Source organism: Akkermansia sp. NBRC 115031 (assembly GCF_030268505.1).
Taxonomy (GTDB): Bacteria; Verrucomicrobiota; Verrucomicrobiia; order Verrucomicrobiales; family Akkermansiaceae; genus Akkermansia; species Akkermansia massiliensis.
Window position 1 is genome coordinate 198,175 of the sequence record NZ_BSQU01000007.1, and the last position, 23,989, is coordinate 222,163.

A 23,989-nucleotide genomic window follows, 5' to 3' on the forward strand; every position below is an offset into this window, starting at 1 on the left:
GCAGGGGCCTTTCGGCCCTTGCAGACAAAACCTCTTCGATTCATTCCGGATTGGATCCAATGATGAAGGCCGGGAGGCCTTCATTCCCGGCAGGGCGTTTTCACGCAGTCCGCGGGAAGGTGTTTTTCCGTGTTTCCCGCTGGCTGCCCCGCCGGGAACAAGGCTCTTCCGGCCCCTGCCGTCAAGGCAGGCGCTGCGCCGGATCTGCCGGAAGAAGCTCTGCGGGCGTGCCCGTCTTCCTGCAAGAAGTTCTTTCCGATTGACTGGAATACTGGTATATCCTGTCCCATGGAGAAGAGAAGGCTGCCGCGAATTCTGATCGTGACTGCGGGATACGGGGAAGGGCACAATTCCGCCGCCAGGGGTGTGCGGGATGCCCTCGCAGGGCGCGCGGAAGTCCGCGTGACGGACCTGTGCGCGGAGGCGATGCCCCGGATGTTCCGCCTGACGCGCGCCGCCTACCTGTGGATTATTTCCCGCCTGCCCCGCCTCTGGAAGCTGATGTACGAGGTGAGCGACAAGCGCAACCTGGCGGAAAAACCCGTCAAGGGGCTCGCTCCCGTGGAGCGTTTTCTGGAACGGTTGCTGCGGGATTGGAAGCCGGACGCCGTGGTCTGCACGTACATGGTGTATCCCTACATGCTGGATTCCCTGGCGTCCCGCACGGGGAACGCGGTGCCGTACTTGACCGTTGTGACGGATTCCTTCGTCATCAATAAGTCCTGGCTGTGTTCGGAGTCCCCCCTGTGGGCCGTGACGGACCCCTGGACGCGGGAAATCATGGTGGAGAAGGGGCTTCCTCCGGACAGGGTGCGCGTCACGGGATTCCCCGTCAATCCCGGCCTGGGGGCGCTGGCGCGGGAGCGCCCCGTTTCCTGGAAGGCGGGCGAGCCGTTCCGGGTGCTTTATTTTGCCCAGCGTTCCGCACGGCATGCGCGCGCGGAGCTGGAGGCCATGCTGGAGGCGGACCCCTCCATATGCGTCACCTGCATCCTGGGGCGCCGGTTCAGGCGCATTTACCCCCATATCCGGGATTTGCGCGCCAGATACGGGCATAGGCTGGCCGTGCGCGGCTGGACGCGCCGCGTGCCCTCCTATCTCGCCGCCAGCCATGTGGTGGTTGGGAAAGCGGGAGGGGCCACCGTGCACGAGGTGCTGGCGTCTGCACGGCCCATGCTGGTAAACTTTCTTCTTCCGGGCCAGGAGGAGGGCAACGCCCGCCTGCTGGAAAAACTGGGCGGCGGCCGCCATGTGCCGGACGCCCGCGCCCTGGCTGCCGCCTTGCGGGAGATGGTGGAGGAAGGCGGTGCGCCGTGGAGGCGCATGCATGAAAATTTGGTGAAGGCGGAGATGACCGGGGGAAGCGGCAAAATAGCGGATTTGGTCTTGAAACTGGCGGAGGAACGTACTAACTGATTTCCGTGACTTATCTGCTGATCGACAATTCCAATACGCGCACCAAGTTCGTGCTTTCTGCGCCGGACGCCCTGCTGCCGGAACGGTACATGATTCCCACCCGGGAGGTGAGCGAGGAACGGCTGGATGAAGTGCTGGCCGGCGTCCATTACGATGCCGCCGTGGTGTGCTCCGTGGTGCCGCGCGTGGGGGAGGTGCTGAAAAACTGGATAGGCAAGCCGTGCCATTTCCTTTCCTGCGATTCCCGGCTGGGCGTGGGCATCGACTACCCCCACCCGCGCCAGATAGGAGCCGACAGGCTGGCGAACGCCGTGGGCGCCGCGGCCTATTACGGCTGCCCGTGCGTCGTGGTGGACTTCGGCACTGCGGTGACCTTTGACGTGATCGGCCCCCAATGCACCTATCTGGGCGGCGTCATTGCTCCAGGGCTTGCCAGCATGGGGGATTACCTGGAGCGCAATACCGCCCTTCTTCCCGCCATCGACCCGCAGGAGCCCGCCCATGCCATCGGAACCAGCACGGTGGAGGCAATGCAGTCCGGCGCCGTGTACGGCTACCGGGGGCTGGTGAAGGAAATCCTGGCCCGCCTGGAGGAGGAGCTGGGCACGCGCCCGGCCGTGGTGGCTACGGGCGGGGACGCCGCGCTGATCGCCAGGGGCGTGGAGCGCATCGACCATGTGGACCCGGATATTACGCTGAACGGTTTGCGGATAGCTGCCGTGCTTAATCTTTGAAGAACGGGCAACGGCCTGGCCGGGAGCTTGTTACTTCCGGCGAGGGGGCCGGATGACACGTAAAAACTCATAAATAGGTGTTGCAAATTGCGTATACCCCATGTAGTATCCATGAACCTTAACAATAAATATCATGTCTGACAACAGCATCGAAGAAAAAGTAAGAAGTATCATCGTTGAGCAACTTGGCGTTGAATCCGATAAAGTGACTGCTGATGCGAAATTCATCGAGGATCTCGGTGCTGATTCGCTGGATACCGTTGAACTCGTGATGGCTTTCGAAGAAAACTTTGACATCGAAGTACCCGACGAAGAAGCTGAAAAGCTTCAGTCCGTTGCCGATGTCGTTGCTTACATCGAAAAGGTTCAGGGTTAAGTTGAACTGCTAAAAATCCTTTATTACAAAAGCGGCTTCCCTGTCCAAGGCAAGGAAGCCGCTTTTTCATGGAAAGCTCCCGGCTTCTTCTTCCATGAGTGATCTGCCCTCCTTCTCCCGTGACGATATCCGCTATGCGGCGGAAATGACCCGGGTGGTTTATGAACCGGACCGCCGCATTGATACCTTTGGCGATACCAGGTTCAATTTCCTTCTCCTCAGCGAGCTGATGGATGAAGCGGGCGTGGTGCGCGTGCGCAGCGGCTGGGTGGAGGCGGAAAAGCCGAAGATCATACGCCCTTCCGTTTACAATGAAGTCAGTACGGAGGGCTTTTCCGGAGAGGCCAAGCGCTTCTTTGACTGGCTTTCCAAGAACGGACCGGGCTTTTTGACGCTGCTGGAATACGGCTTCAGGTTCAAGAGGTCGGAAGTGAATGAGGAAATTCTGCATGAACCCCTTGATGCCGTGCGCGGCCGTCTGCTGGACCAGGTGCGCAACGGAGAGGATACGTTCATGGCCCTCATTGAAGGGGTGGATGACGCATGGGAGGTCTCCCTCTTGAAATTCACCGTGGAAATGATACAAAAATCCCATGAGATCAATATCTTTGACTTCAAGCGCAAGGGTCTTCTTTAGCCTTCTGGCGGCGGCCTGCTGCGCCCAGGGAGTTTTTGCGGACGGGGAGAACTATTCCCTCTGGCCGCGCCGTCCGGAAGCCCTGGCGGAAGCCCGGCGCCTGATGGACCGGGGGAGCCTGCCGCAGGCTCTGGAGCTGTTGCAGCCCCTGGTGGAGCAGGGCGGCGTGGTGGGGAGGGAAGCGAAGGATCTCATCGGCAGCCTGCGCATCCGGCAATTGCTGGACCCCAACGGGCCGGATGTGAAGAAATACACCGTACGGAGAGGGGATTCCTGGATACGCATGGTCAGGAAGCTGGACTGCTCCCAGGCCATGGTGATGCACCTCAACGGCCTGATGGACATTCCCGTTCTGCACGCGGGGGATGTGCTCAAGTACCGTCCCCTGGATTTTCATGTAGTGGTGAACGTGCCGGAGAAGGAAGTCTGCCTGTACGACGGGACGAATTTTGTGAAGGGCTATCCCATTCTCTCCATGAAGGACGGAGGAAAAAAGAATTTGGAGACGTCCGTCAAGGACGAGCAGGCCCCTGTTTCCATTTACAGCAAGCAGTTTCCCTCTGCGGACAAAACGCTGGTGCTGGCGGCGGGGGGCTATGTCATTGACGTTTCCCGCGGAGCTCCCCGTTCACCGGGCTTTTATTTGAGCCGGCAGGACTGCAATGAGCTGGCCATGCTGACCCGTGCGGGCACGAAGGTGACCATTCTGAGGGAGAAGGGAGCGGCGCAGTGAGGCTGGTCATTCAACGCGTCACGGAGGCTGCCGTGCACATCGGCGGCGTCTGTGCGGGAAGCACGGGTCCGGGACTGATGATTCTGGCGGGCATTGAAGAGGCGGATACGGAAGAGGATGTGCGCTGGCTTGCCAAAAAGGCGGCGGACATGCGTATTTTTTCCGATGCGGAGGGGAAGATGAATCTTTCCGTGAAGGAAATGGGGGGGAGTGCCCTGGTGGTGAGCCAGTTTACGCTGCACGCCTCCACCAGGAAGGGCAACAGGCCCTCCTTCATCCGCGCCGCAAGGCCGGAGCAGGCCGTTCCCCTGTATGAACTGTTCAAGAGGGAACTGGCGTCCTTGCTGGAAGGCAGGGTGGAAAGCGGCGAATTCGGCGCGGATATGCAGGTTTCCCTGGTCAACGACGGTCCGGTGACCATTTTCATGGATTCCCGTAACAGGGAGTGACGGGAGGGGTGAGAGTGGAGAGTGGAGAGTGGAGAGTGGAGAGTGGAGCGGCCTTGCGGAATGGGGACTGCCTCCATCCGGAAGTGACAGGGCCAATAAAGGGAAGCCGTACCGCTTTTGCGTTTGGCGCGTATAAGGCGCGCTATGACCAGCCATGAATACTTGAAAAGGGTTGAAATTGGTTGAAGAAGCTTGAAAATACAGGCTTCCGCTCCGGAATGGAAGGGCCACGGGGCAATTGAAGAAATAAATGCCTGAAAGGGGCCGTCTTGAATAATTGAAAGGGGCATTTGTTCCATTGGGGACACTTCACCCTTTTCTTTCCCCTTCCTGATCTTTTCAGCCATTTAAGGGCCTATTCTTCCGTCCATTTATGGTTGGTTGCAGCGCCGTCTTGCGGAAAGCGGGAATGCTTCACTTGCCCCGGTTTCTGTCTGTTGCGCAGGTTTGCGGCGTTTCCCGGAGCAATAAAAAACTCCCGGCGGGCACGAGCGCCGCCGGGAGTTCTGATTAACGTTTTGAAAAGGGGGCCCGCCTTAGTAGGCGAGGCCTTCCTTGGTGTTGGCCACGATGAAGTCGCGGTTGAGGCGGGCAATGTTGTCCACGCTGATGCCCTTCGGGCAGGCGGCTTCACATTCATACTGGTTCGTGCAGTTGCCGAAGCCTTCCGCTTCCATCTGCTTCATCATGGCCAGGACGCGCTTGGTGCGTTCCGGCTGGCCCTGCGGGAGCAGATTGAGGTGGGCGATCTTGGCGGACGTGAACAGCATGGCAGAGGCATTTTTGCAGGAGGCCACGCAGGCGCCGCAGCCGATGCAGGCGGCGGCATCAAAGGCGGCTTCCGCCTTCACTTTTTCCACGGCGATGTTGTTGGCGTTCGGCGCGGAGCCGGTGCGCACGTCGATGTAGCCGCCGGAGGCGATGATGCGGTCCAGGGCGGAGCGGTCCACCATCAGGTCCCGCAGGATCGGGAAGGCTTTCGCGCGGAAGGGTTCGATCCAGATGGTATCGCCGTCCTTGAACTTGCGCATGTGAAGCTGGCAGGTGGTTACCTGGCGTTCCGGGCCGTGGGGAATGCCGTTGATGGTCAGGGAGCACATGCCGCAGATGCCTTCCCGGCAGTCGTGGTCAAAGTGGATCGGATCCTTGCCTTCCTTGACCAGGCCTTCATTGACGATGTCCAGCATTTCCAGGAAGGAGGCGTCCACCGGAATATCCTTGGCGGCATAGGTCTCAATGCGGCCCTTGGCTTCACGGTTTTCCTGGCGCCAGACCTTGAGAGTGAGATTGAGTGTTTTAGCCATGTTATAATCTTTCTTTTAAGTGTTAATGTATTGGCTATCTTTACTTGTAGCTGCGGATGGCAAGGTGCACGTTCTCGAAGGTCAGCGGTTCCTTGTGAAGAATGGGCAGGCTGTCCACGCCGGTGTATTCCCAGGCGGCCACGTAGGCGTATTCTTCGTCGTTGCGCTTGGCTTCGCCGTCCGGCAGCTGGTATTCCACGCGGAAGTGGGCGCCGCAGGATTCCTGGCGGTTCAGGGCGTCATAGCAGAGCAGCTGGGCGAATTCCAGGAAGTCCGCCACGCGGCAGGCTTTTTCCAGTTCCGCATTGATGCCGTCCGCCGTTCCGGTCACACGCACGTTTTCCCAGAATTCCTTGCGGAGCTGGGGAATGCGTTCGATGGCGTTCATGAGGCTTTCTTCCGTACGGGCCATGCCGCAGTCTTCCCACATGATGAGGCCCAGTTCCCGGTGGAAGGAGTCCACCGTCTTGGTGCCCTTCACGTTCAGGAGCTTGTTGATGCGTTCCTTCACTTCGTCTTCCGCGGCCTTGAATTCCGGGGAGGCGGTGGTGACGGAGCCGGGCTTGATGGTCGTGAGGTAGGCGGGCAGCGTGGCGGGAATGACGAAGTAGCCGTCGGACAGGCCCTGCATCAGGGCGGAAGCGCCCAGGCGGTTGGCGCCGTGGTCGGAGAAGTTGGCTTCACCGAGGACGTGCAGCCCCTTCACGCTGGACATGAGGTTGTAGTCCACCCACAGGCCGCCCATCGTGTAGTGGGAGGCGGGATAGATCATCATGGGCGTTTCATGGGGGTCGTCGTCCGTGATTTCCTCGTACATGTCGAACAGGTTGCCGTACTGGCCGTCAATCCATTCGCGGCCCATGCGCTTGATTTCATCCGCAAAGTCCAGGAAGACGCCCTTGCCGGTGATGGCCACGCCGCGGCCGTCGTCGCAGGCTTCCTTGGCGGCGCGGGAGGAAATGTCGCGCGGAGCCAGGTTGCCGAAGGAGGGATACTTGCGTTCCAGGTAGTAGTCGCGTTCTTCTTCGGGAACGTCGGAAGGCTTGATTTCCTTCTTGCGGATTTTTTCCGCGGTTTCACGGGACTTGGGCACCCAGATGCGGCCGCTGTTGCGGAGGGATTCCGACATCAGCGTTAGCTTGGACTGGTAGTCGCCCTTGACCGGAATGCAGGTGGGGTGGATTTGCGTGAAGCAGGGGTTGGCGAAGAAGGCGCCGCGCTTGTAGGCCTTGTAGGCGGCGGTGACGTTGCAGCCCATCGCGTTGGTGGACAGGAAGAAGACGTTGCCGTAGCCACCCGTGCAGAGCAGGACGGTGTCCCCTGCGTAGGACTGGATTTCACCGGTGATCAGGTTGCGGGTGACGATGCCCCTGGCTTCGCCGTCCACCAGCACCAGGTCCATCATTTCATGGCGGGAGAACATTTCAATGTGTCCCTTGGCCACTTCCTTTTCCAGGGCCTGGTAGGCGCCCAGCAGGAGCTGCTGGCCCGTCTGGCCGCGTGCGTAGAAGGTGCGCTTGAGCTGGGCGCCGCCGAAGGAGCGGTTGTCCAGCAGGCCGCCGTATTCACGGCCGAAGGGAACGCCCTGGGCCACGCACTGGTCAATGATGTTGGAGGAAACTTCCGCCAGGCGGTAGACGTTGGCTTCACGGGCGCGGAAGTCGCCGCCCTTCACGGTGTCATAGAACAGGCGGTAGACGGAGTCGCCGTCGTTCTGGTAGTTCTTGGCCGCGTTGATGCCGCCCTGGGCCGCAATGGAGTGGGCGCGGCGGGGGCTGTCCTGGTAGCAGAAGCACTTGACGTTGTAGCCAAGCTCGGCAAGCGTGGCGGCGGCGGAGGCGCCGGCCAGGCCGGACCCTACCACGAGCACGGTGTACTTGCGCTTGTTGTTCGGGTTGATCAGTTTGGACTCAAGCTTGTACTTGGACCATTTGTCCTGAATCGGGCCGGAAGGAATCTTGGCATCCGGCATCCAGTCGCTTACGGGAAAATTAATCATGACTTTGAGAGGAGTTGATGGTTATTTGATGATACCCAGAAGAACCGAGACCGGCACGGAAATGAAGCCCAGGCAGATCACTGCGCCGTAGGCGATGGCGACAAAGTTGTAGAAGGGCCGGATTTTGCGGGAATCAGCGCCCACCGTCTGGAAGATGGACTGCACGCCGTGGCGCAGGTGGCTGAACAGCATCAGGATGGCCAGGATGTAGAAGGCGGAGCACCATACGTTGGAGAATCCGGCCACGATCATCTTGTACACGTCAAAGGTTTCCACCTTGCCGTCGGAAATGAAGGCGGTGTACTGGGCGGGATCGTAGCCCACGCGCAGGGTGTACTGGTACAGGTGGTAGATCAGGAACACCAGGATAGTCAGGCCGGTGTAGATCATGTAGCGGGAGGAGAGCGTTGCCTTGATCGTGTTCTTGAACACGTAGGGTTCGCGGGCGGCGTGGTTTTCCAGCTTCAGCTGGATGGTCAGCCAGATGTGGATGATGAAGATCACCGCAAGCCCCGCGCGGATGCCCCAGAGGGCTGCTTCCGGCATGGAGTGCAGGCCGTGGGCGTAGGTGTTGATCCATTCAGGGCCTCCGAAGATAAGAAGGTTGCCTGCCAGGTGTCCCGCGAGGAACAAGACCAAACATAACCCCGTCAGAGCCACAATGATTTTGCGGCCGATGGAGGATGTCACGAATGTACATATGGTTTTTACTAGTGCATTCATAGGCGCTCTAATGAAATAAATGCGTCTCCACAGGATGCCCGGTTCAAACCCGGATGGCAAGCCTCTTCTTGAATTCCCGGCGCTTTTTGGATTTTTGAAAAGACGTGAAAAGACGTTGCAGTTCACTAGTTTGGAATAGTTATAATTTTGTTACCTGTTCCGGCTTGACGAGGCTTTCCGCATGGGCGTATCGTCTGCGTATGAAAAGGAGTAAAAAAGAGGTATTGGACGCCGATTTTGCGGCGGCGCGCGCCGGGGTGCTGGATATAGCCGCGTTTCTGGACCGGGTGGACCGGGGGGAAGGGGAGGCGGATTTCCGCTACCGCGCCCTGATGGAAGCGCTCCCCCTCCTGTCCGCCTCCGGCGCCGGGCGCGTCCGGGCCATTCTGGAAGCCCTTTCCTACCGGGATGACGCCGTGCCGGAAACCGCCGCCGCCAAGGCGGCCTGCGGAGCCCCGAATTTCAGCAAATAAGAATCATGGCTTTCATAGAACCTCATATACACATGGTGTGCCGCACCACGGACGAATACCGGGCCATGGCGCAGGCAGGCTGCCTGGCGGTAGGAGAACCGGCGTTCTGGGCCGGCTATGACCGTTCCTCCGCGGACGGTTTCCGGGATTACTTCGTGCAGCTTACGGAATGCGAACCGGCCAGGGCGGCCAAGTTCGGCATGGACCATTACACGTGGCTGTGCATCAACCCCAAGGAGGCGCAGGACGTGGCCTTTGCCCGGGAAGTGATGAAGCTCATCCCGGAATTCATTGACCGTCCGAATGTCCTCGGCATCGGGGAGATCGGGCTGAACCGGAATACCTCCCATGAAATGACTATTTTTGAAGAGCATCTGGACATGGCAATACGCCTGAACCAGCTTGTCCTGATTCACACCCCCCATCTGGAAGACAAGCTGAAAGGGACCAGAATGATTCTTTCCGCCCTGAAAAACCGTCCGGAGCTGGACCCCGGCCGGGTGCTGGTGGACCATTGCGAGGAGCACACCTTCCCGCTGGTGAAGGAGGCCGGCTACTGGGCCGGGCTGACCCTTTACCCCACCAGCAAGCTGAACCCCAAGCGGGCGGCGGATATTCTGGAGCTGTACGGAATGGATCGCGTCTGGGCCAATTCCGCGGCGGACTGGGGAGATTCCGACCCCCTGGCGCTTACGGCCCTGGTCTGCGAGCTTTACAAGCGCGGTTTTTCCCGGCAGGAGGCGGAGAAGCTTCTTTTAGGCAATCCGGAGGCGTTCATGGGACAGTCCCCGAAGTTCCGGAAGGTATCGTCCGTCTAGCCGCATCCCTGGCCGCGGGCCGCTAGTCCCCGTCCGGAAAGAAGACGGTGAAGACGGCTCCCAGGATGACTGCGGCGTCATCCAGGAGACCCAGCTTGCCGATTCCGTCAAACAGGAATTCGTCAGGAGTCAGGATGTAGGCGGCGGCAATGGCGAGCAGCCATATATTCCGCTTGTTGAAAAACCGCGGTTCTCCTTTTTTGCTTTTGAAATACCGGAAAAGGCGCAGGAGCAATTGCTGTTTCTGGAGATTCATGATCAGGATGTGGGGTATGCAGGTTAAAAACGTTTCCCCCTTTCAGGCGGAAGGAGCAGCTTGAAACAGGCGCCCTTCCCGGAACGTGGGGGTGTGCTGCTCCCGGCAGAGCCTGAATGGCCGGTCTGCGCAGGGGTAGGACGGCTGCAAGGATGAGGCGCGCCGCCCGCAGAGGGAAGACGGTTTTTTCCGTATCCGGTTCCGGCTGTTCCGGCGTGGGGGAAAAGGATTTGTGCGTAAGGTGGGGTGACGCGGACGCCCCGTGAAGCGTTTCAGCCGGAGGCTGCCTTGAACATCGTTTTTCAGGGGAGGGAAGGAAGAAGTATCTGCCTCCGGTAGAGTAGGCGCGTTGTGCGGATGCAGAAAGGGCCGCCTCACGGAGTCGCGAGGCAGCCCTGAAAGAAAAACGGAGAACCAGTGCGGTTTTATGCCCTGCGGCGGCGCATCATCAGCGCAGCCAGTCCCAGCAGGCCCAGGGTTGCCGTTGCGGGTTCCGGAACGCTGGCGATTTCACTCATCAACTGGCCGATCTGCTCCTGGGAAAGAGCGGAGTCATGAACGTAGAGCTGTTCAACGGCGTCAGCCAGTCCCGCGTCCATCAGAATCTGGGTGATATCCACGCTGCCGAATTTCAGGCCGCTGGCAGTATGGTACGTGGCACTGTCGCCCAGGTAGATGCGGGTGCCGAGTTCCCCGGTGACCACGGAAATGGTCAGGGTGCCTTCCGTGCCCAGAGCGGAGGTGGTAGGGCCGCCGCTGTATGCGGCATTGTCCCATAATCCCTGGAGAGTACGGTCCGTATTCAGGCCCGCACCCCAGCTGGTACTTCCTCCCTTGGCGTTAAACAGGGCGGTATAGGCTTCCGGAGTGTTGATTTTGGACAGATCCAGAACCATGGTCACGGTCATGTTATTGCGCGTGCTTCCCCCGGGAACGGGCTGGCTAAAGGTCGTGCCGGACAACACCAGATTGCCGCCATCGGTCGTGATGGCAACGGAATCCTTCCGGGTGCCGAAATCCGCCAGACGGGAGGCGAAGTCGGAATACCCTACGATGGAGCTGTCCAGAAGCGTGGTCGCCGCGGTGGCGCTCAGGCTCATGCCGGCTGCAAGCATTAAGGCGTATAGTATTTTCTTCATGATCAATGTTCTGGGGTGAACGGTACGCATGCGCATGCACAAGCAGGGCTTCTGCGTAAATAACTAAATAACGGATTTGGAATCCGGCAAGTATGAAAAAGAGACCAAAGCAATAGGGAAATCAATGAATAACAAAGACCGCTCCACCACGTTAATAAAAGAACCAGAGGCATCAAAAAATCATTATTTCCAACGAATTATGAATGCAATATATTAACCTTTAATATTTTTAATTGTTTGCGGATTCCAAATCCGGATTCCAAATCCGCTACAAAGCCTAAAAGGAACAGGACAATAGACATGAAGAAAACACTAACAATTTTAGCCGCACTTGGAACCTTCGCCGTTTCCTCAGAAGCCGCGACTGTTTTTAATTATTACACTCCTGGAGCAGACAATTACAACAGTACCATTCATGGGTTCTATCTGGGGCTGGATTCTTCCGCCCTGGCCCCCGTCTCTGGTTCCGGCTCTCCCGCCTCCCTGTCCGGAGATATCCGGCTGGACAGTTTTACTCTGCGCGGGCCCAGCGGCAATACGGGCGCTAACGTCACTTACGGTTTTCTGGTGCTGAACGCTTCCGACAATTCGGTCATCGGCCTGAGCACCAATATGGGAACCTCCGGCAACGGGGTCAATCTGACGTTCAATTTCTCAGCTGTGGACGGTTCTTCCCTGATTCTTGACGCCGGCACGACGTACCGCTACCTGACCGTAAGCCAGGCCGTGATGGACATGATCAACGGAGATACGTCAAAAACGTACTTGTATGCTGCGGGAGGGACAGGCGCGCCTACTTCTTCCACGGATGGAGATACGGTAACCATCAGCAACGGATTGACTGCTCCCGGCATTCGCGGCCATCATGACAGCGCGGGAGCGCCCGATGATTCCATTGTCATTACAGGAGCCAATGGAACCAATACCTTCGCTCAATTATCCCCCATTTTTACGGAGATCCGCGGGGAAGTGGTTCCGGAACCCGCTACGGCCACGCTGAGCCTGCTGGGGCTGGCTGCCCTGATGATGCGCCGCCGCAGGGCCTGAGCCCTTGATGACAGGCTTTTGACGGATAAGGGCTGTTCTCATGGAACGGCCCTTATTTTTTACCCCTGGAAAAAAGGGCTGCGAATGTAACGTATCCGGATGCGGGATTCATGACATCCGGAGGGTGCAAGGATTTCCGGTTTCAGGTTCCCGTATCCGCTTTTCTCCGCATGGCGGCAATTTTCTCAAAGCGCTTTTGCGACGGAGTTCCGGAGACCATCTCCTTTGCCGGAAAATGCAGGTCAAATTCGGCGGCGCACTTTTCATCAAGATCATACACGGCAGCTTCCACGTAACGGCCTTTCATGCCGGATAAGGCCTCTTCCTGCAGTTCGCAGACCTGGAGGGCTGCCGCGTACATGTCATCCGCCGTTCTGATGCCCAGCGTTTCCGCGGCCACGAACCCGTGGCGTGAATAGTAGTCCGGGTCGCCGTACAGCAGAATGGCCCGGAACCCCATTTCACGGGCCTTCATTTTGGTATGTTCGATCATTTGCCGTCCAATTCCCCGGCGCTGGTATTCCGGAAGAACGGAAATGGGCCCCATGCCCAGCACCTCGCATTCCTTCCCGTCATCTGTCCTGATGACGGATTTTGCATAAACGATGTTCCCGACAATGCGGCCGCCGTGGACGGCGACCACATCCAGTTCCGGGATGAAGGAGGGGCTGCCGCGCATGATATGGAGCAGGTAATGCTCATTGCAGCCGGGGGAATAATGGTTCCAGAACGCTTCCCGCGTGACATGTTCCGTTTCGGCATAGTCTGCGGGCTGTTCCGTTCTTAATTTGATGGTCATAGAAGGTCTCTCTTCACGGCTCTCCCTTGGAGAAGTTCCAGAGGCGGTGCATGGTGATGACGTCCGGAATGTTCATGGGGCGTACCACGCGGAAGCCGATCATGCCGCCGTCCGTCAGGTACCAGATGCTTTTGGGGTTCTGGGGATCCTGCCGGTTCCAGGCGGGGGAGCTGGCGCGGCGCGCGGCGCTCCGCAGGCGGTCCGGATCGTCTTCCCAGGAGCCGCCGCGAACGACGTGGGGAGCCTTGGGCTCGATGACCAGGGGGTCTTTGGCGGGCTGGCCGTCCCGCTTGCCGTAGGCATCCGGAAGGTAGGAATCCAGAACCCATTCCGCCACGTTTCCGTGCATGTCCCGGAGGCCCCACTTATTCGGCTTTTTGGAGCCTGTTTTTTGGTAGCGGTCGTTGGAATTGTCCCAGTACCAGGCGTACTGGTCCAGGGCTTCCTCCCCGTTTCCGTAAGAGTAGGCTCCGGGGTTCCCGGCACGACAGGCGTATTCCCATTCCGCTTCCGTCGGCAGGCGGTAGTAATGCCCGGTCTGGGCGCTCAGCCATTCGCAGAATTTGCTGGCGGCGTGATGGGACATGGAGATGGCCGGCAGGCCGTGTTCATAGCCGTGGCCCATGCCCAGGTTCATGGCGGTGTAGGGGGCTGTGGGCTGCGTGACGGAGTCCCACAGTTCATCGTCCGGCTGTTCCTCCAGAAGCTGGCCGTCCTTGGCGCGCGGACGTCCATTTTCCATGAAGGCCGTATAGAGCTCCCAGGGAATTTCCGTTTCCGAGATCCAGAACGGAGAGACGTTCACTTCATGCCGCGGGCCTTCGTCCGGCTTGCGGCCCGGCTCCTCCGCAGGGCTCCCCATGAGAAAGGTTCCGCCGGGAATGGCGGCCATGCGCAGGGATGCCCCCGCTGCGGGCACCGCTTCCGTATAGGATTCAAAACGTGAGGGGATCCCGGAGGCTTCAATGAGCTGGTGGATTTGGCGTGTGGTGCCGACCAGCTCCCTGGCGGGCAGATCGTCCGGAATAGGGAGGGCGGGTCCGGCGGCGCGGTCCAGCTCCCGTTTTTGCAGTGCGGAGCGGCTCTCTCCCCACTGGCGCGCGCCGGTAATGCGCGCGGCATCCTCCGTGGCCGGGCGGGGGGAGCCGTCGTCCCGGCACCCGGCCAGCAGGGCGCTTCCTCCCAGAAAGCAGGAAACAAGGAAAATGCCGCGCATGGGATGGTGAAGACCGGGAAAGCCTTACATCGTCATGCCCCCGTCACAGGCGATGACCTGTCCGGTGATGTAACGGGCATCGTCAGAGGCGAGGAAGGCCGTCAGGGCGGCGATGTCTTCCACGGAGCCCTGTTCCTTCAGGGGAATTTTCTTGACGATTTCTTCCTTGAGGTTGTCCGGAATGGCGTTGGACATTTCCGTGGAAATGAAGCCGGGGGCAATGGCGTTGCACGTCACCTTGCGCGGGGCGAATTCCAGGGCCAGGGATTTAGTGAAACCGATGAGGCCCGCCTTGGAGGCGGCGTAGTTGGCCTGCCCGATGTTGCCCACGAGGCCGATAACGGAACTCATGTTAATGATGCGTCCGGCAGGGGACTTCATCAGCACGCGCTGCAGGGCTTTCACCGTATTGAACGCGCTTTTCAGGTTGGTATCCATGACGGCGTCCCAGTCTTCCTCCTTCATGCGAAGCATCAGGGAGTCACGGGTAATGCCGGCGTTGTTCACCAGAATGTCGATCTGCGGGAAGTCCTTCAGGATGGCGGAGACGGTTTCCTGAACGGCGGCGTAATCCGCCACGTCGCAGGGATAGGCCTTGCAGGAGTCCGGGAATTCCTTGTTAATCTCTTCTGCGGCTCCTCCACAGCTTGACGGGCTGCGGCTGATCAGGATGACTTTGGCTCCTTCTGAAGCGAAGCGGCGGGCGATGGCATTGCCGATGCCGCGGCCTGCCCCGGTAACGATGGCTGTTTTACCTGCTAACTTTTGCATGCTGCCCACAGTAAACCCGTTTTTCACGGTTCCGGCAAGCTTGAAATGGAAGCGGGAAAGGGCGGTTGTTCTCCACGGCTTTTCCTGTATGGGCATCTTTTTCCGGTCAATTCGGCGGGAGGAGGTCTTCAGGGTTGGGAGAAAGAACGTTTCCGGCTGTGGCTGGCGTATTGTCCTCCTCCGGTTCCGCCACATCTTCATCCGGCTCGACGAGATCGCTGAATTCATCCGAGTTTTCCAGGATGTCCTTCAGGGCGGCGGAGCCGTAATAGCGGGCTTCCAGCAGCCGCTGGCCTTCCTTTTCACAGCGTTCGCTCAGCATGTCCATCCGTTCCTCCATTTTTTCTGACAGAGCGTCCATTTTTTCCTTTTCCGCATCGCTCAATTTCTCCCGGAAGCTCATGAGACGCTGAATGTCCTTCTGAATGCCTTGCAATTTCTTGACGGCCTTGTCCCCGCTTTCCTTGTCCTGTACTGCCGCCAGCGTCTGCTGGACGTCAATGGCCACGGAAAAGGCCTGGTTGAGGAGGGAATCCGCGGACGGAGTTTTTTCCGCCGGGGCTGCCGGCGCGGGTGAAGCCGCCGGGGCGGCCGTTTCACCAAAGGCGAGCGGAACTCCGGCCATCAGGGCGGAGGCCAGGACGGGGACAAGGAAAGTCTTCATCCTGTCTTTCTAAGGCAGGATGAAACCCAAGGCAAGGAGAAAAGGGAAGCTGAAAAGGGGAGGACGGTTATTCCGCCGTGATGCCGCCTTTTTCGTCGTCCAGAATGCCTGACTTTTCCAGGTAATAATCGTACCCGCCCGCATAAGTGGTGATGGTTCCCCGGTTCACGTGCAGGGTTTTTTCCGCCAGGGAGCGGATGAAGTGCACGTCGTGGGAGATGAAGACCAGGGTCCCCTCATAATGTTTCAGGGCCTGCACCAGGGCTTCCACGGACAGGAGGTCCAGGTGGGTGGTCGGTTCGTCCATCAGCAGGAGGTTGGGCGGGTCCACCAGGAACTTGACCAGGCTGAGCCGTGATTTTTCTCCGCCGGAAAGCACGCTGACGCGTTTTTCCACATCCAGCCTCCGGAACAGGAAGGAGCCCAGGATGGATCGGGCCTCCTCCTCCCGGATTTCAGCGTTGCACTTCATGATTTCCTCCAGGACGGTGTTTTCCGTATTCAGGTTTTCCGTGCGTGCCTGGGAGAAGTAGCCGATGCGCGTGGTGGTGCCGGGAGTGCGTTTTCCCGAGTCAATGGGGATGATGCCCGCCAGGATTTTCAGCAGGGTGGACTTGCCCGCGCCGTTGGGGCCCACCAGCACGGTGCGTTCTCCCCGTTCCACCAGCAGGTCCAGGTTTTCATAAACCTTGTGGTCGCCGTAGGACTGGCAGATTTTTTCCAGCTCAATGACCTTCTGGGTGCTGCGCGGAGGCTGGGGAAAGTTGAATTTGAACACCTTCCTGCGTGCCACGGGTTTTTGGATGAGCTTCATCTTTTCCAGTTGCTTGATGCGGCTCTGGACCTGCCCGGCCTTGGAGTTGATGGAGCGGAAGCGGTCGATGAATTCCTGGATGTGCGCGATTTCCTTCTGCTGGTTGCGGTAGGCGGCCTGAAGCTGTTCAAAGCGCATGTCCCTTTGTTTCAGGAAATCCGAGTAGTTGCCGCGGTATTCCACCAGTTCCTCGTTGTCGATGTCGTACACGCTTTCCACCAGTTCGTCCATGAAATCCCGGTCGTGGGAAATCATCAGGATGGCGCCGGGGTAGTTTTTCAGGTAGCGCTGGAGCCACAGCAGGGAAAGGAGGTCCAGGTGGTTGGTGGGTTCGTCCAGCATCAGGAGGTCCGGTTCCAGGACGAGCAGTTTGGCCAGGTACGCGCGCATGATCCAGCCGCCGGACATTTCCCGCGCGGGGCGGTGGAAGTCGCTTTCCCGGAAGGCCAGCCCCTTGAGGATTTTCTTGGCCTTGGGTTCCAGCTGGTAGCCGTTGGCGGCGTTAAAGGTGTCAATGGCCTCCGCATACTCCGGCGTATCCGTCTTGTTGGCGTTTTCCGCCGTCCGGATGACGTGGATGGCGCGTTCCATTTCCGGCGTGATGCCCATGGCTATTTCCAGCACGGTTTCATCCTTCGGTTCGCTGGCTTCCTGCGGAAGATAGCCCACCATGGCGTATTCATCCATGTTGATAGAGCCTTCGTCCGGCGTATCTTCTCCCAGAATCATGCGGAACAGGGTGGACTTGCCCGCGCCGTTGGGGCCTACCAGGGCAACCCGTTCCCCCCAGTTAATGGTCATTTCCGTTTCCCGGAACAGGGTGCGTCCGGCGTGGGATTTCGTGAGGTTTTTGATCGTCAGCATGGTGAAGAGGGGCGGCATTCTACCGGGGAGGGAGGGGGAAGGCAAGAGCCGTCAGGGCAGGGACGGTCATTTTTGAAAGCTTTACTGGATTTTTACGCGTAATCTGCTAGCCTTGGCGCGCCATGCCGACCATGCAGACATTCAGGCTTTTGCTTGCTGCCGCCCTCCTGTGCGGATGGAGTTCCTGCTGCACTCCTCCGGCTGAGGATTATATACAGAGACCTTACGTGCAGCAGCAGATGTCCGGATTGGCGAATGCTTTTCTGGGGCTGCTGCCGCCGGAGAAGGCCGCTCTTCCCGCCGCCAGGGCGGAAGCCAAGTGGCTGGCGGACACGGCGGTAGTCCAGTCCGCGGCGATTGCCCGGAATAACAGGATTGTGCTGTTCGGCTGGCTGAACAACATCCTGGTCAATTCCAACCTGCGCGACAGGGGGCTCTGCTGGCAGGTGCAGCAGGATTTGTACCGTGACATGCGCCGCCGCCCCGTGAAGTTTTTCCGTGTGGGGCTGACCATCCGCGACCATGGAACGGGCAGGGAGCACAGCTGCGTGTACGTGAACGCCGCCGGAGGGGGATTGCAGGGTTCCATCGTCCTGGACGCCTGGAAGAACTGCGGGCATCTGGTGGTGCTGACCCAGAAGGACCGGGAAGGGGGCAAATGGGAGGAGGACTGGCGGGAACCGTTCGTGTCCAAGGCCTTTCCTGAAGGGCATTCCTACGGAATGGACCATCACCTGGTCTGGCCCGGATGGGCCAGGAAACGCCCCCTGCTGATCCAGAGGATGTTCCAGTCCGGTCAGCAGGAGGAGGCGAAGGCAAGCGGTTCCGCTGCTGCCCATAAAGAAGCTGGCGCTTCCGGCGGCGGAGCTTCCAAGGCTGCCTGAATGTAAAAGGCCGTTTAACGAGGCCGGAGCTTGTGCACGTCCCTGCTTGATGGCGGGTGACGCCTGCATGTGCGGGGAATGCCTGCGTTTGCTACGCCGTCCGCCGTTTTTAAGGTAAATCCCGGTGAACCGGCAAATGACGGCTGAAAACCGGGTTCCGGGCAAATAAAAACGCACTCAGTGCGTACACCGAGTGCGGATTAATTGGATGATTTGCTAATGTTGCAGGGCGAGGCCCTGCTGCAAACTTACTTGCCCTTGGCCTGCACAACCGGAGCGGGAGCAGGAGCGGTGGTTTGCTGTTGCTGCTGCTGCTGGGAGCAAGAAGCGACCAGGCAAGCGGCGCCGGCGATGGCGAGGATAGCGATGTTCTTCATAATTCGAATTAAATACAGTGTTTGTTAACTACTGGAACCTCCGCATCCACGGAGGTTTGCTGGGACCAATGTAAATGGTGGCAAGTAGAAATCAAGAGATTTTCTTGTTCCATGTCACGGCATTACAGAAAAGAGCAGGACCCCCGGTTTCAGGAGTCCTGCTCTTTTTGATGCGTTATGGAAAACGGTTTGTTTCAAAACCGTTTTTTACGGTCACAGGCTGGTGCCTAGTTCAATAATGGAGTAGTCCCCGTCCGGCCTCCGGTACACGATCTGGAGCACGTCGCGTCGCGCATTCCTGTAGAGCACGAAGGGCTTGTCGGAAAGTTCCAGTTCCATGATGGCTTCCTCCTTGTAAAGCTTCTTGAGATTGTAGCTTTCTCTGTGAATGAGGAGGGGTTCCGGGTCTTCCTTGGAATCTCCGGGGTAATCCAGTACGGAATCGTCATATACCGTTTCATCCAGCTTGCGGATGGTTTCCTGGTGATGGGGGCGGAAATTTTTCATCAGGCGCGTCTTGTGCTTGCGCATGCGGCGCATGATTTTGGTGATCGTTTCGTCGATGCAGGCGTACATGTCCGTCCCTTCCGTGGAAGCGTCAATGGTGATGTGGTCCGAGCAGAACAGAATCACCTGGGAAATCTTGCGGTCGCGTTGCACATCAAGCAATACTTTAACCTCCATAATGCGTGGGAAGTCCAGGCGGATCCCCTCAATCTTTTTCGTTACGAATTCCCGAATCGCGTCTGTGACTTCCACGTGGCGCCCCGTGATCGTAATGGGTGTGTTTACGTTTACCTTTTGCATTGTCGTACCTCTTTCTAGTTGATGTTAATGCGCGGAACCCAGTCCGCACCTTTCAAGATATACAGATTTGACAATGTTTGTCGAGGAATCCTTTCTTTTTTTCCGTGTGCGGGGAAGGGGATTTTTCCGCTCTTGTTCCCTCATGCCGGGGCCGGGCAACTCTCCTACCTGTTGTGAGCCAAGCCGCCGGAAGGGGCCTGCGTTTTTCCTTTCCCTTCCGCCGCCCCCGGAAAGCGTTTCCGGACCTCTGTCATACGGTCGCAGCCATGAAAATTTTTATTTGAAAGTACTTGACATGCTGCGGAAGTAGGTTATAACAATTCCGCACTCCTTTACGGATGCTCTTTAAATCGCGGGATGGAGCAGCCAGGTAGCTCGTCAGGCTCATAACCTGAAGGTCGCAGGTTCAAATCCTGCTCCCGTAACCATTTGAAAGCCCTGCAAGTCAAAAGCTTGCAGGGCTTTTTCGTGCCCCTGCGCCATGGGGCGGAAGTAATTCTTTTAAGAAGGTCATCCTTGAAAGGGAAGTGGCGGTGAACGGGTATTTTATGGCCGTGTGGAGCAATGGTGCGCCGTTACTGCCGTCTTTGGCCTTGTGGCGATTACGGACAAAGGGTATGGTGCAGCAAGATAATCTGCGCCACTGGACGGCATGACGAAGGAAAACGGCCCGTTGCCCGGCCGGAAACGATCGTTTGCATCCCTTCCGTGGCGCCGCTCCGGCTGAATAATATAAAACACTACAATAATGGGAAACTCAATTGACCATGGCATGTTCCGGAAGTCCGTCCTGCTGGCTTTCGGATTGTCTTTTTCCTTCTCCGGTCTCGCCGTTGCCGCATCGGGAGAACTGACCCCGGAACAACAGGTCCAGCCCGTTGAAGGCGCCAGGAAAATCAACCCTGCCGCCGTGGAAGTGCTGCTTGGCAAGAACCACCGGATGACATTCGATTTTTACGGGGACAACGTTTTCCGGATTTTCCGGGATGACAAGGGCGGCATTATCCGCGACCCCAAGGCGGAGCCGGAAGCCCGCATCCTGGCGGACAATCCCCGGAAGCCGGTTTCCCGCCTGGACGTGGACCAGCAGGGAGATGTGGTCACCATCACCACAGGGAAGATCAGGATTGAAATAGACAAAAAGACCTCTCTTCTCAAGATCATCAACCTGAAGGACAATTCCGTGGTGGTGGAACAGGCGGCCCCCGTCCTTTTTGAAAAGGGCAGGACCAGCTTTTCCCTGAAAGCGAAGCCGGATGAATATTTTTACGGCGGCGGCGTGCAGAACGGCCGTTTTTCCCACAAGGGGAAGGTGATTTCCATTGAGAACCAGAACAGCTGGACGGATGGCGGCGTGGCTTCCCCCACTCCCTTCTACTGGTCCACCGGCGGCTACGGCGTCATGTGGCATACCTTCAAGAAGGGCCAGTATGATTTCGGCTCCAGGGAGAAGAACCTGGTCAGCCTTTCGCATGATGAAAATTACCTGGACGTCTTTTTCATGGTCAACGACGGGCCCGTCAGCCTGCTGGGGGATTTCTACCAGCTTACCGGCGCCCCCGTCCTGCTGCCCAAGTTCGCCTTTTACCAGGGCCACCTGAACGCCTACAACCGGGATTACTGGAAGGAAGACGAGAAGGGCATCCTGTTTGAGGACGGAAAACGGTACAAGGAAAGCCAGAAGGATAACGGAGGCATTAAGGAATCCCTGAACGGGGAGTTGAACAATTACCAGTTTTCCGGCCGCGCCGTGGTGGACCGCTACAAGGCCCATGACATGCCGCTGGGATGGCTCCTGCCGAACGATGGCTACGGAGCCGGTTACGGCCAGACGGATACCCTGGACGGCAATATCGCGAATTTGAAGAGCCTGGCGGACTACGCCAGGAAGAACGGCGTGGAAATAGGCCTGTGGACCCAGTCCGACCTGCATCCCAAGCCGGAAATCAGCGCCCTGCTCCAGCGCGACATCGTGAAGGAGGTGAGGGACGCCGGAGTGCGCGTGCTGAAGACGGACGTCGCCTGGGTGGGCGCCGGCTATTCCTTCGGCCTGAACGGCATTACGGACGTGGCCCAGATCATGACCTATTACGGTAACAACAGCCGACCGTTCATCATTTCCCTGGACGGCTGGGCCGGAACCCAGCGTTATGCCGGCATCTGGTCGGGCGACCAGACGGGCGGCGTCTGGGAGTACATCCGTTTCCATATTCCCACCTACATCGGCTCCGGCCTCTCCGGCCAGCCCAACATCTGTTCGGATATGGACGGCATTTTCGGCGGGAAGAATCCGCTGGTGAACGTCCGCGATTTCCAGTGGAAGACCTTCACTCCCATGGAGCTGAACATGGACGGCTGGGGAGCCAATGAAAAGTATCCCCACGCCTTCGGGGAACCCTATACCTCCATCAACCGGTGGTACCTCAAGCTCAAGTCGGAATTGCTTCCGTACGCCTACAGCATCGCGGAGGAATCCGTTTCCGGCCTGCCCATGATCCGGGCCATGTTCCTGGAATACCCCAATCCCTACACGTTGGGGAAGGCCACGCAGTACCAGTTCCTGTACGGCCCCTATTTTCTGGTGGCGCCCGTTTACCAGGAAACCAGGGCGGACAAGGAGGGGAATGACGTGCGCCACGGCATTTACCTGCCGGAAGGACAATGGATCGATTATTTCACCGGGGATTTGTATGAAGGCGGCAAGATTTACAATGACGTTGACGCTCCCCTGTGGAAACTGCCCGTGTTTGTCAAGAACGGCGCGATCATTCCCATGGCCAATCCGAGCAACAATGTCTCGGAAATCAATCCTAACCTGCGCATTTACGAGCTTTACCCGCACGGCAGCACTTCCTTCACCGCGTATGACGACGACGGCGTGACGGAGGAATACAGGGCCGGCAAGGGTGTCCGCACCCTGGTTGAATCCCGGGCGGACGACAAGAACAACGTGACCGTCACCGTTCATCCGGCGGTGGGGGATTTCAACGGCTTCCAGAAGAAGAAGGCCACGGAGTTCCGCATCAATGTGACGCAGAAGCCGTCCAGCGTTTCCGCCAAAGTCGGGGAAAACAGCGTCAACCTGGCGGAAGCGAATTCCATGGAGGATTTCAAGTCCCGGGAGAACGTGTATTTCTATGACCAGACTCCCAACCTGAACAGGTTTGCGACCAAGGGAAGCGATTTTGAGAAGAAGGTGATTGCCAAAAACCCGCAGCTGCTGGTGAAGCTGGCCCCGGCGGATATTACGGCTGTCCCCACCGTGCTTTCCGTGGAAGGCTTCCGCTTTGAACCCGCGGAAAAATACCGTGTCTCTTCCGGTGCCCTGACCGCTCCCGCTAATGCCAGGGTGACGGAGGAAAACGCGGCCGCATATACCTTGACTCCTTCATGGGATGCTGTTCCGAACGCTGATTTTTATGAAATCGAATTCGGCGGAATGCTGTATACCACCATCAAGGGGACGGAGTTCCTGTTTGAGGATTTGGAGGCGGAAACGCCCTATTCCTTCAATGTACGCGCCGTCAACAAGGACGGCCATTCCGCCTGGACGGCCATCAGCGCGAAGACCAAGGCCAACCCGCTTGAGTTCGCCATTCCGGGAATCGAAGGTGAAACGAGCGTGGAGAACCAGGGCAATTCCCTGACGAAGCTCTTTGACTTCAAGGAAAAGGACGCGTGGCACACGAAGTACAACGAGAAGGCCGTGCCGTTTGACCTGGTTCTGGACCTGAAGACCATCAACAAGCTTGAGAAGTTCCATTACGTTCCGCGTGAGGACGGCGGCAACGGAACGCTCCTGAAGGGCTCCGTTTCCTACAGCATGGACCGGGAAAACTGGACGAAGGCCGGAACGTTCCAGTGGGACAAGAATGGCGACGTGAAGATCTTCAACTTCAAGGACGCCCCCACGGCGCGCTACATCAAGCTGAATGTCACGGAAGGCGTGGGCGACTACGGCTCCGGCAGGGAAATCTACGTCTTCAAGGTGCCGGGCACGGAAAGCTATCTGCCGGGCGACATCAACAATGACGGCAAGATCGACCGGAACGACCTGACCTCCTACATCAACTACACGGGCCTGCGGAAGGGCGATTCCGACTTTGAAGGCTACATCAGCAACGGAGACATCAACAAGAATGGCCTTATTGACGCTTACGATATTTCTGTGGTAGCCACCCAGCTGGAAGACGAAGCCGACCAGCCGCAGGAAGAAGCCGCCAGGAAGGACGAGGAAGGGGATAAGAAGGAAGGGGACGGCGAGAAGAAGAAAGCCGCCGAGGAGGCAAAGAAGAAAGCCCGCTTGGACGGAAAGCTCCTGCTCAGCGCCGATAAGAAGAGGTACGCCAAGGGAGACGCCGTCAAGGTGACCGTGAAGGGCCGGAACCTCCGGCTGGTGAATGCCCTGAGCTTTGCCCTCCCGTACGATCCCAAGGATTTGGAATTCGTGGGCGTGGAGGTTAAGAACATGAAGAAGATGGAGAACCTGACGAACGACAGGCTTCATACGAACGGAACCAAGGCCCTGTATCCCACCTTCGTCAATATCGGGGACAAGGAACCTGTGGAGGGAACCTCCGAGCTGTTTGTGCTGAAGTTCAAGGCCCGTCGCGACGTGAAGTTCCAGCCGAAGCTCACGGACGGCATGGTGGTGGATAAAAAGCTGAACACCAGGAAATTGTAATTTTA

At 58.2% G+C, this 23,989-nt stretch carries 23 protein-coding genes and 1 tRNA gene; 12 read left to right on the forward strand and 12 right to left on the reverse strand.

The genetic code is table 11. From position 1 onward, the window contains the following. The first annotated feature begins 288 nt into the window (after positions 1 to 288). From QSJ36_RS10665 to dtd, 6 genes are all read left to right on the forward strand, one after another. Positions 289 to 1,416: a glycosyltransferase gene (locus QSJ36_RS10665; protein ID WP_285468648.1), complete on the forward strand. Its 1,128-nt coding sequence runs from the start codon at positions 289 to 291 to the stop codon at positions 1,414 to 1,416. A gap of 5 nt (positions 1,417 to 1,421) precedes the next feature. Beyond that, positions 1,422 to 2,150, forward strand: a complete 729-nt coding sequence (locus QSJ36_RS10670; protein ID WP_102721136.1) for a type III pantothenate kinase — start codon at positions 1,422 to 1,424, stop codon at positions 2,148 to 2,150. 133 nt (positions 2,151 to 2,283) lie between these two features. Continuing rightward, positions 2,284 to 2,526 (forward strand): acyl carrier protein, encoded by a 243-nt coding sequence (locus QSJ36_RS10675; RefSeq protein ID WP_022396893.1) that lies wholly within the window; start codon positions 2,284 to 2,286, stop codon positions 2,524 to 2,526. A 94-nt stretch (positions 2,527 to 2,620) separates the two neighbouring features. Next, positions 2,621 to 3,163, forward strand: a complete 543-nt coding sequence (locus QSJ36_RS10680; RefSeq protein ID WP_022396892.1) for a hypothetical protein — start codon at positions 2,621 to 2,623, stop codon at positions 3,161 to 3,163. Continuing rightward, on the forward strand, positions 3,120 to 3,896 hold the full coding sequence (locus QSJ36_RS10685) for a LysM domain-containing protein (protein WP_022396891.1): 777 nt from the start codon (positions 3,120 to 3,122) through the stop codon (positions 3,894 to 3,896). The genes QSJ36_RS10680 and QSJ36_RS10685 overlap by 44 nt, the downstream gene beginning before the upstream one ends. Beyond that, positions 3,893 to 4,345: a D-aminoacyl-tRNA deacylase gene (gene dtd, locus QSJ36_RS10690; protein ID WP_102728607.1), complete on the forward strand. Its 453-nt coding sequence runs from the start codon at positions 3,893 to 3,895 to the stop codon at positions 4,343 to 4,345. The genes QSJ36_RS10685 and dtd overlap by 4 nt, the downstream gene beginning before the upstream one ends. Positions 4,346 to 4,881: 536 nt before the next feature. Here dtd and QSJ36_RS10695 read toward each other — a convergent pair. Genes QSJ36_RS10695 through QSJ36_RS10705 form a run of 3 tightly spaced genes read right to left on the reverse strand, consistent with a single transcriptional unit; the run spans position 4,882 to position 8,338 of the window. Next, the gene (locus QSJ36_RS10695) at positions 4,882 to 5,649 is read right to left on the reverse strand and encodes a succinate dehydrogenase/fumarate reductase iron-sulfur subunit (protein WP_022395921.1); all 768 of its coding nucleotides are present in this window, start codon (positions 5,647 to 5,649) and stop codon (positions 4,882 to 4,884) included. Between the two features lie 40 nt (positions 5,650 to 5,689). Beyond that, positions 5,690 to 7,648, reverse strand: a complete 1,959-nt coding sequence (locus tag QSJ36_RS10700) for a fumarate reductase/succinate dehydrogenase flavoprotein subunit (RefSeq protein ID WP_022395922.1) — start codon at positions 7,646 to 7,648, stop codon at positions 5,690 to 5,692. 21 nt (positions 7,649 to 7,669) lie between these two features. Continuing rightward, the gene (locus tag QSJ36_RS10705; RefSeq protein ID WP_180973006.1) at positions 7,670 to 8,338 is read right to left on the reverse strand and encodes a succinate dehydrogenase cytochrome b subunit; all 669 of its coding nucleotides are present in this window, start codon (positions 8,336 to 8,338) and stop codon (positions 7,670 to 7,672) included. Positions 8,339 to 8,571: 233 nt separating this feature from the next. On the opposite strand from QSJ36_RS10705, the gene QSJ36_RS10710 reads away from it, so the two are divergent. Together QSJ36_RS10710 and QSJ36_RS10715 are read left to right on the forward strand one after the other, a co-directional pair. Further along, entirely contained in the window at positions 8,572 to 8,844 is a 273-nt protein-coding gene (locus tag QSJ36_RS10710; RefSeq protein WP_022395924.1) for a hypothetical protein, read from the forward strand. A 5-nt stretch (positions 8,845 to 8,849) separates the two neighbouring features. Next, positions 8,850 to 9,662: a TatD family hydrolase gene (locus QSJ36_RS10715; protein WP_285468649.1), complete on the forward strand. Its 813-nt coding sequence runs from the start codon at positions 8,850 to 8,852 to the stop codon at positions 9,660 to 9,662. A 22-nt stretch (positions 9,663 to 9,684) separates the two neighbouring features. Here the strand turns inward: QSJ36_RS10715 and QSJ36_RS10720 are convergent, their stop codons facing one another. Further along, positions 9,685 to 9,918 (reverse strand): DUF1232 domain-containing protein, encoded by a 234-nt coding sequence (locus QSJ36_RS10720; protein ID WP_022395926.1) that lies wholly within the window; start codon positions 9,916 to 9,918, stop codon positions 9,685 to 9,687. Between the two features lie 425 nt (positions 9,919 to 10,343). Further along, positions 10,344 to 11,057, reverse strand: coding sequence for a PEP-CTERM sorting domain-containing protein (locus QSJ36_RS10725; RefSeq protein WP_285468650.1), 714 nt, complete (start codon positions 11,055 to 11,057; stop codon positions 10,344 to 10,346). A 300-nt stretch (positions 11,058 to 11,357) separates the two neighbouring features. On the opposite strand from QSJ36_RS10725, the gene QSJ36_RS10730 reads away from it, so the two are divergent. Continuing rightward, positions 11,358 to 12,104, forward strand: coding sequence for a PEP-CTERM sorting domain-containing protein (locus tag QSJ36_RS10730; protein WP_022397868.1), 747 nt, complete (start codon positions 11,358 to 11,360; stop codon positions 12,102 to 12,104). A 142-nt stretch (positions 12,105 to 12,246) separates the two neighbouring features. Here the strand turns inward: QSJ36_RS10730 and QSJ36_RS10735 are convergent, their stop codons facing one another. The 5 genes from QSJ36_RS10735 to QSJ36_RS10755 all read right to left on the reverse strand — a co-directional run bounded on the left by QSJ36_RS10735 (position 12,247) and on the right by QSJ36_RS10755 (position 17,232). Continuing rightward, positions 12,247 to 12,903: an N-acetyltransferase gene (locus tag QSJ36_RS10735; protein WP_102721144.1), complete on the reverse strand. Its 657-nt coding sequence runs from the start codon at positions 12,901 to 12,903 to the stop codon at positions 12,247 to 12,249. 13 nt (positions 12,904 to 12,916) lie between these two features. Further along, entirely contained in the window at positions 12,917 to 14,119 is a 1,203-nt protein-coding gene (locus tag QSJ36_RS10740) for an SUMF1/EgtB/PvdO family nonheme iron enzyme (RefSeq protein ID WP_285468651.1), read from the reverse strand. A gap of 24 nt (positions 14,120 to 14,143) precedes the next feature. Continuing rightward, a complete protein-coding gene (gene fabG, locus QSJ36_RS10745) occupies positions 14,144 to 14,890 on the reverse strand; it encodes a 3-oxoacyl-[acyl-carrier-protein] reductase (RefSeq protein WP_102721145.1) in 747 nt (248 codons plus the stop codon). A gap of 106 nt (positions 14,891 to 14,996) precedes the next feature. Further along, positions 14,997 to 15,554 carry a hypothetical protein gene (locus QSJ36_RS10750; RefSeq protein ID WP_285468653.1) on the reverse strand — a complete coding sequence of 186 codons (558 nt, stop codon included), beginning with the start codon at positions 15,552 to 15,554 and terminating at the stop codon, positions 14,997 to 14,999. Positions 15,555 to 15,621: 67 nt separating this feature from the next. Further along, a complete protein-coding gene (locus QSJ36_RS10755; RefSeq protein ID WP_102721317.1) occupies positions 15,622 to 17,232 on the reverse strand; it encodes an ABC-F family ATP-binding cassette domain-containing protein in 1,611 nt (536 codons plus the stop codon). Positions 17,233 to 17,363: 131 nt separating this feature from the next. On the opposite strand from QSJ36_RS10755, the gene QSJ36_RS10760 reads away from it, so the two are divergent. Then, a complete protein-coding gene (locus QSJ36_RS10760; RefSeq protein WP_146017931.1) occupies positions 17,364 to 18,116 on the forward strand; it encodes a hypothetical protein in 753 nt (250 codons plus the stop codon). Between the two features lie 248 nt (positions 18,117 to 18,364). On the opposite strand, the gene QSJ36_RS10765 is transcribed toward QSJ36_RS10760, so the two are convergent. Both QSJ36_RS10765 and raiA read right to left on the reverse strand, forming a co-directional pair. Further along, a complete protein-coding gene (locus QSJ36_RS10765) occupies positions 18,365 to 18,493 on the reverse strand; it encodes a hypothetical protein (protein ID WP_012420041.1) in 129 nt (42 codons plus the stop codon). 213 nt (positions 18,494 to 18,706) lie between these two features. Further along, positions 18,707 to 19,300: a ribosome-associated translation inhibitor RaiA gene (raiA, locus tag QSJ36_RS10770; RefSeq protein ID WP_022397875.1), complete on the reverse strand. Its 594-nt coding sequence runs from the start codon at positions 19,298 to 19,300 to the stop codon at positions 18,707 to 18,709. A gap of 351 nt (positions 19,301 to 19,651) precedes the next feature. Here raiA and QSJ36_RS10775 point away from each other — a divergent pair. Next, positions 19,652 to 19,728, forward strand: a tRNA-Met gene (locus QSJ36_RS10775). Positions 19,729 to 20,048: 320 nt separating this feature from the next. Next, the gene (locus QSJ36_RS10780) at positions 20,049 to 23,984 is read left to right on the forward strand and encodes a TIM-barrel domain-containing protein (RefSeq protein ID WP_345783938.1); all 3,936 of its coding nucleotides are present in this window, start codon (positions 20,049 to 20,051) and stop codon (positions 23,982 to 23,984) included. Positions 23,985 to 23,989 lie beyond the last annotated feature (5 nt).